The sequence below is a fragment of the Viridibacillus sp. KH_047 genome (assembly GCF_057838945.1).
This window is the reverse complement of the sequence record NZ_CM174479.1, coordinates 3677767-3690805: the sequence shown is the minus strand read 5'-3', so window position 1 is coordinate 3690805 and position 13039 is coordinate 3677767. Positions and strand designations below refer to the sequence as shown.

Annotated in this window: 16 protein-coding genes; all 16 read left to right on the top strand. The window is 38.2% G+C overall.

From position 1 onward, the window contains the following. The first annotated feature begins 162 nt into the window (after positions 1–162). Positions 163–603 carry a ribose 5-phosphate isomerase B gene (rpiB, locus tag AC3IS5_RS18080; RefSeq protein ID WP_489425633.1) on the top strand — a complete coding sequence of 147 codons (441 nt, stop codon included), beginning with the start codon at positions 163–165 and terminating at the stop codon, positions 601–603. Between the two features lie 14 nt (positions 604–617). Beyond that, positions 618–1166 carry a TIGR01440 family protein gene (locus AC3IS5_RS18075; RefSeq protein ID WP_489425632.1) on the top strand — a complete coding sequence of 183 codons (549 nt, stop codon included), beginning with the start codon at positions 618–620 and terminating at the stop codon, positions 1164–1166. Positions 1167–1187: 21 nt separating this feature from the next. Then, the gene (gene glyA / locus AC3IS5_RS18070) at positions 1188–2423 is read left to right on the top strand and encodes a serine hydroxymethyltransferase (RefSeq protein ID WP_489425631.1); all 1236 of its coding nucleotides are present in this window, start codon (positions 1188–1190) and stop codon (positions 2421–2423) included. Between the two features lie 267 nt (positions 2424–2690). Further along, positions 2691–2963, top strand: coding sequence for a hypothetical protein (locus AC3IS5_RS18065; RefSeq protein WP_489425630.1), 273 nt, complete (start codon positions 2691–2693; stop codon positions 2961–2963). Positions 2964–2982: 19 nt separating this feature from the next. After that, entirely contained in the window at positions 2983–3612 is a 630-nt protein-coding gene (gene upp / locus AC3IS5_RS18060; protein ID WP_427731630.1) for a uracil phosphoribosyltransferase, read from the top strand. A 21-nt stretch (positions 3613–3633) separates the two neighbouring features. After that, positions 3634–4749 carry a non-hydrolyzing UDP-N-acetylglucosamine 2-epimerase gene (gene wecB, locus AC3IS5_RS18055; protein ID WP_489425629.1) on the top strand — a complete coding sequence of 372 codons (1116 nt, stop codon included), beginning with the start codon at positions 3634–3636 and terminating at the stop codon, positions 4747–4749. Positions 4750–5276: 527 nt separating this feature from the next. Next, positions 5277–5648, top strand: coding sequence for an ATP synthase subunit I (locus AC3IS5_RS18050; protein ID WP_489425628.1), 372 nt, complete (start codon positions 5277–5279; stop codon positions 5646–5648). Between the two features lie 28 nt (positions 5649–5676). Next, the gene (gene atpB / locus AC3IS5_RS18045) at positions 5677–6390 is read left to right on the top strand and encodes a F0F1 ATP synthase subunit A (protein WP_489425627.1); all 714 of its coding nucleotides are present in this window, start codon (positions 5677–5679) and stop codon (positions 6388–6390) included. Between the two features lie 76 nt (positions 6391–6466). Further along, complete coding sequence (atpE, locus tag AC3IS5_RS18040) at positions 6467–6691, top strand: F0F1 ATP synthase subunit C (RefSeq protein WP_038180035.1); 225 nt, start codon at positions 6467–6469, stop codon at positions 6689–6691. A 168-nt stretch (positions 6692–6859) separates the two neighbouring features. Then, entirely contained in the window at positions 6860–7381 is a 522-nt protein-coding gene (atpF, locus tag AC3IS5_RS18035) for a F0F1 ATP synthase subunit B (protein WP_489425626.1), read from the top strand. Continuing rightward, positions 7378–7914, top strand: coding sequence for a F0F1 ATP synthase subunit delta (locus AC3IS5_RS18030; RefSeq protein ID WP_489425625.1), 537 nt, complete (start codon positions 7378–7380; stop codon positions 7912–7914). Before atpF ends, AC3IS5_RS18030 begins: the two co-directional genes overlap by 4 nt. Before the next feature lie 27 nt (positions 7915–7941). Continuing rightward, entirely contained in the window at positions 7942–9459 is a 1518-nt protein-coding gene (atpA, locus tag AC3IS5_RS18025) for a F0F1 ATP synthase subunit alpha (protein ID WP_053417883.1), read from the top strand. 53 nt (positions 9460–9512) lie between these two features. Continuing rightward, positions 9513–10370, top strand: coding sequence for an ATP synthase F1 subunit gamma (gene atpG, locus AC3IS5_RS18020; protein ID WP_038180030.1), 858 nt, complete (start codon positions 9513–9515; stop codon positions 10368–10370). Positions 10371–10416: 46 nt separating this feature from the next. Next, complete coding sequence (gene atpD, locus AC3IS5_RS18015; protein WP_038180029.1) at positions 10417–11832, top strand: F0F1 ATP synthase subunit beta; 1416 nt, start codon at positions 10417–10419, stop codon at positions 11830–11832. A 24-nt stretch (positions 11833–11856) separates the two neighbouring features. After that, the gene (locus tag AC3IS5_RS18010; protein WP_489425624.1) at positions 11857–12261 is read left to right on the top strand and encodes a F0F1 ATP synthase subunit epsilon; all 405 of its coding nucleotides are present in this window, start codon (positions 11857–11859) and stop codon (positions 12259–12261) included. A gap of 81 nt (positions 12262–12342) precedes the next feature. Then, positions 12343–12579 carry a DUF1146 family protein gene (locus tag AC3IS5_RS18005; protein ID WP_464938070.1) on the top strand — a complete coding sequence of 79 codons (237 nt, stop codon included), beginning with the start codon at positions 12343–12345 and terminating at the stop codon, positions 12577–12579. The last annotated feature ends 460 nt before the right edge of the window (positions 12580–13039 follow it).

The window sequence follows — 13039 nt, the reverse complement described above, 5'->3', positions numbered from 1 at the left end:
ATTCGGTAATTGGTCGATAAAGTCTCTGAAAAACGCTATTACAAGGGTAATATTCGTGTTTATATTTAATGCTTTTATATAAATACTGTGAAAAATATGTCTTTCTATAGCTAGAAGTGGTAAACTATTGTTGAATAAAATTATCGAAAAGAGGGAACCCATTTGAAAATTGCGATTTCATCAGACCATGGTGGCAACAATTTACGAAAAGAGATTATGACAATGCTAGAAGAGCTAGGCATAAACTACGACGATTTTGGACCACAATCCTCTGATTCAGTTGATTATCCTGACTATGCACTACCAGTTGCAGAAGGTGTAGCAAGTGGAAAGTATGATCGAGGTATTTTAATTTGTGGAACAGGCATTGGTATGTCTATCGCAGCTAACAAAGTGAAAGGTATTCGATGTGCATTAGTTCATGATTTATTCAGTGCAAAAGCAACTAGATGCCATAACAATTCAAACGTGTTAGCAATGGGAGAACGTGTAATTGGCCCAGGACTTGCGCTTGAAATTGTGCGAACTTGGTTATCTACAGAGTTTGAAGGCGGACGTCACGAACGTCGCGTTGAAAAACTTGCAGAGATTGAAAACGACTAAGAAGGTCATAAATTATGAACTTACAGCAAATAACAGATCAACTACAACAGCTTCTTACTGAGTTAGAGCAACAAGCAACATTCCGTAGGGGGCAACTATTTGTTGTTGGTTGTTCAACTTCAGAAGTCAAAGGACAAAAAATCGGTACAGCTGGTGGTTTAGAAATAGCAGAAGCACTGTACAAACCATTACATGCATTTGCTGAAAATCACGGATTATCTTTAGTATTCCAAGGTTGCGAGCATCTCAATCGTGCTTTAACTTTAGAACGTAAAGTTGCGGAAGACTACCGACTTGAGCCAGTTTCAGTTATTCCTGCCCAAACAGCAGGGGGCTCTATGTCGACTTACGTATATAATCAGCTTACAGATCCGGTCGTTGTGGAAGAAATACAAGCACATGCTGGTATAGATATCGGTCAAACATTAATTGGTATGCACTTAAAAAGAGTGGCAGTTCCTGTTCGTACTTCCGTAACCCATATAGGTGAGGCAGTTGTGACAGTTGCGATAACACGCCCCAAATTAATTGGTGGCGAAAGAGCAGTATATAAAAAAGAATAGATTACAGGGGGAATATGTATAATGATCAAACTTGCAGCACTAGACACAGCGGTATTTGAAGCAATGGAAGCCGAAAAAGCACGTCAACAAGCTAATATTGAATTGATTGCATCTGAAAATATCGTTTCTGAAGCAGTAATGGAAGCACAAGGTTCAGTACTAACAAACAAATATGCTGAAGGCTATCCTGGTAAACGTTATTACGGTGGATGTGAACACGTGGATGTAGTTGAAAACATCGCACGTGACCGTCTAAAAGAAATTTTCGGCGCAGAATATGCTAACGTTCAACCACACTCAGGTGCACAAGCGAACATGGCTGTATACTTCACAATCCTTGAGCAAGGCGACACTGTATTAGGTATGAACTTATCTCATGGTGGACACTTAACTCACGGTAGCCCTGTAAACTTCTCAGGCGTTCAATACAATTTCGTAGAGTATGGCGTAACAGAAGATACAAATGTAATTGACTATGAAGATGTTCGTCAAAAAGCGCTTGAGCATAAACCAAAGTTAATCGTTGCAGGTGCATCTGCATATCCTCGTCAAATTGACTTTGCTAAATTCCGTGAAATTGCTGACGAAGTAGGCGCGTATTTCATGGTAGACATGGCGCACATCGCAGGTTTAGTTGCTGCTGGTGAACATCCAAACCCAGTACCATATGCTGATTTCGTAACGTCTACAACACACAAAACTTTACGTGGACCTCGTGGTGGACTTATTCTTTGTAAAGAAGAGTTTGGCAAAAAAATCGATAAATCGATCTTCCCAGGAATCCAAGGTGGTCCTTTAATGCATGTCATCGCTGGTAAAGCAGTAGCGTTCGGTGAAGCACAACAACCAGAATTCAAAGAATACATTGGACAAGTTGTGAAGAACGCAAAAGCATTCGGTGAAGCACTTCAAGCTGAAGGCATTAAATTAGTATCAGGTGGAACAGATAACCACTTACTATTATTAGATGTACGTTCTATGGGGTTAACTGGTAAGGTTGCAGAAGCATTACTTGATGAAGTACAAATTACTGCAAACAAAAACACGATTCCTTACGAAACTGAAAGTCCATTCGTAACTTCAGGAGTTCGTGTTGGTACAGCTGCAGTTACTTCTCGTGGTTTCAAAGAAGATGATATGAAAGAAGTTGCTTCAATCATTGCAGCTGTTCTTAAAAACCCAGAAGATGAAGTGATTAAAGTTGAAGCACAAAAACGTGTTGCAGCATTAACTACTAAACATCCACTTTACGTATAATTTAATAGATAAAAAACTATAATAATAGTCGAAGCTACTTTTGTTCATTCAAAAGTAGCTTTTTTAATACTTGATTTCTAAAATAGAGTCCACTTTGTTTACTATGAGAAGATTTTAATATAGCTAAGGCAATTATAAGAGTCTAAAATCATATAGTTTTGAAACATCTATGATAATTATTTGAACAGCATTTTATCATGCAACTATTTACAGGATTCGTCATTCACAAAAATGTAAAATATATTGCAGCGTAATTGATAATATGTAATGTATGTACTTAGTACCTTTGTAATTTTCCGTACGATTATTAAATTAGTTTATAATTCCTTCGTTTTATCGGTCTTCGAAGATGTTGGAACATTCTCAAAAAAAGTGATTATAAAGCGGTTAAGTGAAGTAATTGGACAAGCTTACTATTTTAATAAGCCATTAACACTAGAACGAGCAGATGAATTACTCGGCGAAATATTACAAATTAAAAAAACGCAACGGACTCATAGTCAAACTGCGTTTTTCTGTTATAATAATCAAGATAAATAAAAGTAGGGAGAGGAACACATTGGGTAAAGTATACGTATTTGACCATCCACTAATTCAACATAAGCTAACATACATTCGTGACAAAAATACAGGAACGAAAGAATTCCGCGAGCTTGTAGACGAAGTAGCAACACTTATGGCATTTGAAATCACTCGTGATTTACCATTAGAAGAAATTGAAATTGATACACCAGTAACAACAGCTAAAACAAAAGTATTATCAGGTAAGAAAATGGCTATTGTTCCAATTCTACGCGCTGGTATCGGTATGGTAGATGGAGTATTAAAACTAATCCCTGCTGCAAAAGTAGGTCATATCGGATTATATCGTGATCCACAAACTTTAAAACCAATCGAGTATTATGCAAAACTTCCTGCTGATGTAGAAGAACGTGATTTCATCATCGTTGATCCAATGTTAGCAACTGGTGGTTCTGCAATTGAAGCAATTAACTCTTTGAAAAAACGTGGCGCTAAAAGCATTAAATTCATGTGCTTAATCGCAGCTCCTGAAGGTGTAAAAGCGATTCATGATGAGCACCCAGAAATCGATATTTATATCGCTGCACTTGACGAAAAATTAAACGACCATGGTTATATTATTCCTGGTTTAGGTGATGCTGGAGACCGTTTATTCGGTACAAAATAATGTTAAGGTGGTGCAAGGTCATTGCGTAAAAAATGGAAAGTGATGACTATTTTTGGAACAAGACCAGAGGCCATTAAAATGGCTCCCCTCGTTTTAGAATTACAAAAACATTCAGATCAAATCGAAACAATTGTGACAGTGACAGCGCAACATCGACAAATGCTCGACCAAGTGCTGGATACATTCAAAATTACGCCAGATTATGATTTGAACATCATGAAGGATCGCCAAACACTTGTTGATGTCACAACTAGAGGGCTAGAAGGTTTAGACCAAGTGATGAAACAAGCTAAACCGGACATCGTATTGGTTCATGGGGATACGACCACAACATTTATCGCAAGCCTCGCAGCCTTTTATAACCAAATTGCAATAGGTCACGTTGAAGCTGGACTTCGAACAGGTGACAAATACTCCCCATATCCAGAAGAGATGAATCGTCAGCTTACGGGTATTATGGCAGATATTCATTTTGCGCCAACTGAGCAGTCTAAACAAAACCTATTGAAAGAAAATAAAGCAAATAGCACGATTGTAGTTACAGGTAATACTGCAATTGATGCATTAAAAACAACTGTTAACACATCCTACAGTCATCCAGTGCTCGAACAAATTGGACAAGATCGTATGATTTTACTAACTGCACATCGCAGAGAAAATCTAGGCGAACCAATGCGCCATATGTTTAAAGCTATAAAAAGACTATTAGTAGAGCATAGTGATATACAAGTTGTTTATCCCGTTCATATGAACCCAGCTGTCCGCGAAATTGCCAATGAAATACTTGGAGACGAAGCGAAAGTTCATTTGATCGAACCACTTGAGGTTTTTGATTTCCATAATCTCGCTGCTAGATCATACATGATTTTAACAGACTCAGGTGGTGTTCAAGAAGAAGCGCCTTCTCTAGGGAAGCCGGTTCTTGTTCTTCGTAATACGACAGAACGTCCCGAAGGAATTGAAGCAGGTACTTTGAAATTAGCTGGTACGGAAGAAGAAACTATTTATCGCTTAGCAAAAGAGCTTTTAATAGAAGAAAATACGTATAATGCTATGGCTCATGCTTCAAATCCATATGGCGACGGGTTTGCCTCAAAAAGAATTGTCGAAGCTTTACTGACCTATTTGGAAAAGTGAAATCAATAATATATTGAATAAAAACTACCTTATGACCTGTTATAAGCAATTTGTAAGGTAGTTCTATTTCTGTCTATAAATAGATGATAAACTAACTTAAGTCAATATTGTTGTAAATTTGTCGACAATTTGACAAGATTTCCACCTTTGTGAAGTTTTTCACTCTAACCAATTGACATGAAATATTCACTATTGTATGCTAACTAAGGGTAAGAATGATAAGGGTTTCTTAACTGTAAACAATCTACAATTACTTGAGTTATCAAGTTTTGCTAGTCTTACAGTTTGGGCATAATTTGTAAAATTATACGGTATTGTGCATCATTTTTGGTGTCCTTATATGCGGTGGTTCTCCATTAAAAGCTTATCTCTCACATTTAATATGGATTCCGATTCATCTCTTTATGAGAGTAGATTACGGCTTCCGCCCCCGCTAGTAGTTTTAAATGACTACTTATCCGGCATCCAACCGGTGGTCAGCTATTACTTCCGTCATTCGAAAATAAGATTCAGGAGATCAAAGACCAATGCTAGAATTGCATCAGATTTTTGCTAAGCAGAAAAGAATGCTATTTTTTTTGCTCGCATTTTGTGCGTTAGGATGGGCTTTTACGCCATATCAAACAGTATTCGCTGGTCTCGCATTAGGTGCGCTTTTTGGTCAATATAACTTTTGGATTCTAGTCCGAAGAATGGAACGATTTGATCGCTCTATTAACGAAGGAAAGAAAGTGGCATCACTAGGTTCGGCTTTTCGCTTTGCATCAGGTATTGCTGCAGTAGCGGTTGCTACCATGTTGCCAAAGTATTTTCATTTAATTAGCACGGTCATTGGGCTAATGATTCCGTACGTTCTGCTTTTAGTAGACAGGATCGTATTTCATGTAAAATACCAATAAGCGCATTTGAAAGAGAGGTGAATGCAAAGTGCAACATGAAAATCCACATTTTGAATTGTGGGGACTAGGATTTAACCCAGGTAATGTTTTAATGTTAGTGGTAGCAGCGTTAATAGTTTTCTTAATTGCTTTCGTTTCGACACGAAACTTAAAATTAAAACCAACAGGCATGCAAAACTTTATGGAGTGGGTTATGGACTTCGTAAAGAATATTATTGGCAGCAACATGGACTGGAAAACAGGTGGTAAGTTCCATATACTTGGAATCACGCTGATTATGTTCATCTTCGTTGCGAATATGCTTGGTCTTCCGTTCTCAGTCGTAATTCATGGAGAATTATGGTGGAAATCACCAACAGCAGATCCAATCGTCACTATGACACTTGCTGTTATGATAATTGTATTATCTAACTACTATGGTGTTAAAGCGAAAGGATTCAAAGGGTATCTTGGAAGTTTCGCTCAACCGATGGCTTTCTTATTCCCATTGAAGATTATTGAAGAGTTCGCAAATACGTTAACTCTTGGTCTACGTCTTTACGGTAACATCTATGCAGGTGAGATTCTTTTAGGATTACTTGCAGGTATGGGAACGCTTTGGGGAGGATTTGGTTTCTTCGCAGCGGTAGTTCCAACAATGATTTGGCAAGGTTTCTCGATCTTTATCGGTGCAATCCAATCATTTATTTTCGTTATGTTAACAATGGTTTACATGTCTCACAAAGTGAGCGAAGACCATTAAGTATAAAATGCTTAATTTAATAAGTTAAGTAGCTGACACACAAAAAACTTTATATTTCCAAGGAGGAAAAATTTCAATGGTAGGTTCAGTTGGTTTATTAGCAGCAGCAATCGCAATCGGTTTAGGTGCACTTGGTGCAGGTATTGGTAATGGTATGATCGTTTCAAAAACAGTAGAAGGTATCGCTCGCCAACCAGAAGCACGTGGCGTTCTTCAAACAACAATGTTCATCGGGGTAGCATTAGTTGAGGCCCTTCCGATCATCGCTGTAGTAGTAGCTTTCATCGTAATGAACAAATAATCGTCTTTAATTGTTTTATAAAAAAATGGCGAAGAGACTTTTTGATAAAGGAAAACTTCGCCATTCCTTTATGTCTTTAAGGCATAATATTCCTTTAGACAATACATCTTACTAAGATTCAATCATATAAGATTTGAACTCTAAGCTCTTGAAGGGAGTGAAACAATCGTGTTTTTAGACTATCTAGTACTAGGGAATTCTGCTGAATTTATTAATGGTGGAGATATCCTTGTAACGTTAGCAGTTTTCATTATCCTAATGTTCGCTTTGAAAAAAGTGGCGTGGGGTCCATTGATGGGAATCATGCAACAACGTGAAGAATTAGTTGCTAGTGAAATCGAGTCAGCTGAAAAGAGCCGTCAAGAATCACAACAACTTTTAGAAGATCAACGCAGCCTTCTTAAAGAAGCGCGTGTAGAAGCACAATCGATTGTTGAAAACGCGAAGAAACAAGGCGACTTGCAAAAAGAAGAAATTATTTCTGCTGCTCGTGCTGAAGCATTGCGTTTGAAAGAATCAGCTGTGCGTGATATCGAGACTGAAAAAGAGAAAGCTATTGCTGCTGTTCGTGGAGAAGTGGTTTCACTATCTGTACTTGCTGCATCTAAAGTTCTTGAAAAACAAGTCTCAGTAGAAGAGAATCGTGCTCTAATTGAAGAAACGATTGCGAAGGCAGGGGAAACTCTATGAGTCAATCGACTGCAGCGAGTCGCTACGCCAAAGCATTGTTCCAATTGGCACAAGAAAAACAAGTATTAACTGAAGTAAGTTCTGACTTACGTGAAGTGAAAGTTGTTTTCGAGGAGAATAAAGAGTTATTCCAACTTTTAGATTCTCCAAAATTAGAAGATAAAGAAAAGAAAGAACTTGTTTCTAAAGTATTTGCTTCTGTTCAACCAATCATCGTGAATGCAATTAAAGTCTTAATTGATAAAAAACGTATTCATGAAGTAGTAAGTGTGATTGAAGAGTTTATCCGTTTTGCTAATGATACGCAAGGCGTAGCAGATGCAATCGTATACACTACTCAACCTCTTACAGAAGATGAAACACAACGCATTTCTACGGCATTCGCTCGTAAAGTGGGTAAAAATACACTTAATATTACAAACGAAATCGATCCATCTTTAATTGGTGGAGTACGACTTCAAATCGGTAACCAAATTTTTGACAGCAGTATTTCACATAAACTAGCTGGCTTAAAACGTACGTTAATCGGTTAATTATAAAGAATTTGAGAGGTGAGAAACATGGGCATCAAAGCTGAAGAAATCAGTGGACTTATTAAGCAGCAGATGGAGAATTACCAATCTGCAATGGAAGTTAGCGAGGTAGGTACAGTTATCACAGTTGGTGACGGTATCGCTCGTGCTCATGGCCTCGACAACGTCATGGCTGGAGAATTGCTTGAGTTCTCTACTGGTGTACTTGGTATGGCACAAAACTTGGAAGCGAACAACGTAGGTATCGTTATCCTTGGACCAACTAAAGGCATCAATGAAGGCGATGAAGTGCGTCGTACTGGCCGTATTATGGAAGTACCAGTTGGTGAAGAATTGATCGGTCGTGTTGTCAATTCACTAGGTCTTCCTGTTGATGGTTTAGGACCAATCAACACTACAAAATCTCGTCCAATCGAAAGCCCTGCTTTCGGAGTAATGGATCGTAAATCAGTACACGAACCATTACAAACAGGTATTAAAGCGATTGACGCATTAGTTCCAATCGGTCGTGGTCAACGTGAGTTAATCATCGGTGACCGTCAAACTGGTAAAACTGCTGTTGCAATCGATACAATTTTAAACCAAGCAGACCAAGATATGATTTGTATCTATGTTGCTATCGGTCAAAAAGAATCTACTGTTCGTGGCGTAGTTGAAACACTTCGTCAACACGGTGCACTAGATTACTCAATCGTTGTAACTGCATCTGCATCTCAACCATCACCATTATTATACCTAGCTCCTTATGCTGGTATCTCAATGGCAGAAGAGTTCATGTTACAAGGTAAACATGTATTAATCGTATATGATGATTTATCTAAACAAGCATCTGCTTACCGTGAACTTTCATTACTTCTTCGCCGTCCGCCAGGTCGTGAAGCATACCCAGGTGATGTATTCTATTTACACAGCCGCTTATTAGAACGTGCTGCTAAATTGAATGAAAAATATGACTGTGGTTCAATCACAGCACTTCCATTCGTTGAAACACAAGCAGGGGATATCTCAGCTTACATTCCAACAAACGTAATTTCTATTACGGATGGACAAATTTTCTTACAATCTGATCTATTCCACTCAGGTGTACGTCCAGCGATCAACGCAGGTCTTTCTGTATCACGTGTAGGTGGTTCAGCTCAAATTAAAGCAATGAAAAAAGTTGCGGGTACACTACGTCTTGACTTAGCTGCATTCCGTGAGCTTGAATCATTCGCTCAATTTGGTTCTGACCTAGATAAAGCTACTTCAGCTAAATTAGAACGTGGTAAGCGTACTGTAGAAGTTCTAAAACAAGAACTTCACAAACCTATTAAAGTTGAAAAACAAGTTACAATTCTATATGCACTAACAAAAGGATACTTAGATGATATTCCTGTACAAGATATCGTTCGTTTCGAAAACGAATTATACGCTTGGTTAGATGCAAATGACGAAAGCCACAAAAACGTTTTAAATCATATCCGTACTACTCAAGGACTTCCATCTGATGAAGACATGGCAGAAACTTTAAATGCTTTCAAAAAAACTTTTGCTAAATCAGAATAAGATCTGATAGTTTTACGTCAATATAAAATAAACGGTAAGGTGGTGAAATACCAGTGGCATCATTACGCGACATAAAAAAACGTATCACATCGACTAAAAGCACAAGTCAAATCACGAAAGCGATGCAGATGGTTTCTTCTTCTAAAATGACACGTGCTGAAGCAAACGCTAAAGCTTACGTTCCATATATGGAGAAAATTCAGGATGTTGTGGCTGCAATTGCAGCAGGTACTCCAGACGGATCACACCCGATGTTAGTATCTCGTCCAGTTAAGAAAACGGCTTATTTAGTTATTACTTCTGACCGTGGTCTTGCAGGTGGTTATAACAGTAACGTAATTCGTACTGCTAAAAACGCTATGGATGAACGACACAACTCTAAAGATGAGTTTGTTATCATCGCTATCGGCCGTATGGCAAGTGAATTCTTTGCGAAACGTGGATATAACGTAGTAGATGAAGAAATTGGTCTACCTGACCAACCTTTATTTGCTGACATTAAACAAATCGCTCGTAAGGCTGTTGGTATGTTCACTGATGGTACATATGATGAACTTTATATGTACTACAGCCACTTTGTCAGTGCCATTCAACATGAACCAACTGAGAAAAAGGTACTGCCAATTACAGACATCGCAGCATCAAGCACAACTGCATCTTATGAATTCGATCCATCTGGTGAAGCAATTCTTGAAGTATTGTTACCACAATACGCAGAGAGCTTAATTTATGGTGCGTTGCTCGACGGTAAAGCTAGTGAACATGCTTCACGTATGACAGCAATGAAGAGTGCAACCGATAATGCAAACGAACTTATTAGTTCATTAACACTTGTATATAACCGTGCACGACAAGCGGCTATTACACAAGAAATTACAGAAATCGTTGGTGGAGCTGCAGCCTTAGAATAGGCGCTCTCCAGCTTCTGTAATGCAAGTACGATAGGAGGGGAAAAGTATGAAAACAGGACACGTTCTTCAAGTAATGGGTGCCGTTGTTGACGTTCAATTCGACAACTCATCATTACCAGAAATTTACAACGCGCTTACTGTAGAAATTAAACGCCCTGGTGAAGAGCCTCAAACACTTACTCTTGAAGTAGCACTTCACCTAGGAGACAATGCTGTCCGTACGATTGCTATGTCATCTTCAGATGGCTTACAACGTGGCGCAGTAGTAACAGACCTTGGTGCTCCAATCTCAGTTCCAGTTGGTGACATCACTCTTGGACGTGTATTCAACGTACTTGGTGAAACAATCGATTTAGCGGAAGAAATTCCAACAACTGAACGCCGTGATCCAATTCACCGCGAAGCACCAACATTTGAAAACCTTTCAACTCAAGTTGAAATCCTTGAAACAGGTATCAAAGTAGTAGACTTATTAGCACCATATATTAAAGGTGGTAAAATTGGTCTATTCGGTGGTGCCGGTGTAGGTAAAACTGTATTAATCCAAGAACTTATTAACAACATCGCTCAAGGACACGGTGGTATCTCCGTATTCGCAGGTGTAGGTGAACGTACTCGTGAGGGTAACGATTTATTCTTCGAAATGAGCGACTCAGGCGTTATTAAGAAAACAGCAATGGTATTCGGTCAAATGAACGAGCCACCAGGCGCACGTATGCGTGTAGCTTTATCTGGTCTTACTATGGCTGAATATTTCCGTGATGAACAAGGTCAAGACGTACTTCTATTCATCGATAACATTTTCCGTTTCACTCAAGCAGGTTCTGAGGTTTCTGCGTTATTAGGTCGTATGCCTTCTGCCGTAGGTTACCAACCAACTCTTGCTACTGAAATGGGTCGTTTACAAGAACGTATTACGTCAACAAACAAAGGTTCTGTAACTTCTATCCAAGCGATCTATGTACCAGCCGATGACTATACTGACCCGGCTCCGGCTACAACTTTCGCCCACTTAGATGCAACTACTAACCTTGAGCGTAAACTTTCTGAAATGGGTATCTACCCAGCGGTTGATCCATTGGCTTCAACTTCTCGTGCACTTTCACCAGATATCGTTGGTGTTGAACACTATGAAGTTGCTCGTCAAGTTCAACAAACTTTACAACGTTACAACGAATTACAAGATATCATCGCTATCCTAGGTATGGATGAATTATCTGATGAAGATAAATTAACAGTTGACCGCGCTCGTCGTATTCAATTCTTCTTATCTCAAAACTTCCACGTAGCGGAACAATTCACTGGTCAAAAAGGTTCTTATGTACCTGTTAAAGAAACTGTTAAAGGTTTCCGTGAAATTCTTGAAGGTAAATATGACAAATTACCAGAAGATGCATTCCGTCTAGTTGGTCGTATTGAAGAAGTTATCGAAAAAGCGAAAAGCATGGGTATTGAACTTTAATACTAGGGACGAGGAGGAAAAAATATGAAGACCATAACAGTCAACATTGTCACTCCCGACGGCCCAGTATACGATTCAGAAGTCAACATGGTGATTGCTAAAACTGTAACGGGTGAGATGGGTATTTTACCTGGTCACATCCCTACAGTTGCGCCACTAGTAGTAGGTGCTGTACGTCTGGATTCAGACAAGCAAACTGAATTAGTAGCAGTTAGCGGCGGTTTTGTTGAAATTCGTCCTGATAAAGTAACGATTTTAACTCCTTCAGCTGAAACAGCAAGCTCAATCGATCTTGCTCGTGCAAAAGAAGCGTTAAATCGCGCTGAACAGCGACTACAAAGTAAACAAGATGGCATTGATTTCAAGCGTGCTGAGTTTGCACTTAAACGCGCTATGAACCGTATCAACGTTAAAGAGGGTAACATCTAATCTTTATAAATTAGAAATGCGGGCAGAATTTTTCTGCCCGCTTTTTTAAGATTTATTTAAAAGGAGATGACAAGTGTGGATATAACAGCAACAATTGGTCAAAATGCACTAATTAGCATTATTTCACATATATTTTTTATAGGGATTTCATTCTATGCATTACAAGCAATTATGTTTGAAAAAGTATTTAAAAAGAATCACGTGTTTCAAATACAGTTACTATTTATTTTATTAAGTATCGCAATTGGGTCATCTGTTTCTAATTTTTTCTTAACATTTTCTGGATGGTCAAGTCAGCTTCCATATCTCTTTGAATAACTTGTTTTATATGGAAAACCAATTATAATATAATATTTCTAGATTATCGGTCATTTTGACAAGATACGCTAAAATTTTTGAACTCTTACAGAGGGAATGCTTTCAATATTGCTAGATATTTGTTATGGTTGAGTTTGTGAGAGTATATTATTATTTTTCCATATAGAATAATCATTACCCAGGAAATATTTTGTGGAAATTTGTTTTATTTAGATACTTATCGGGTATATAAAATGGGCGTCTAGTTTTCTAAAATCAGACACCATTTGCGCTAACTTTGCGTAAAGTATAATGTCTATAGTTAATTGTTATCACTTAATTAAATAGTTTGTTGGATACTTGTCATTAAGTAAAAAAAAAGGTAACATGTTATATGCTTTGCTTACTAATTATTGACATCATACAATAGAAATTTATCGACTGAAATATATAATAAATGGATACATGGGTTCGGAGGGAC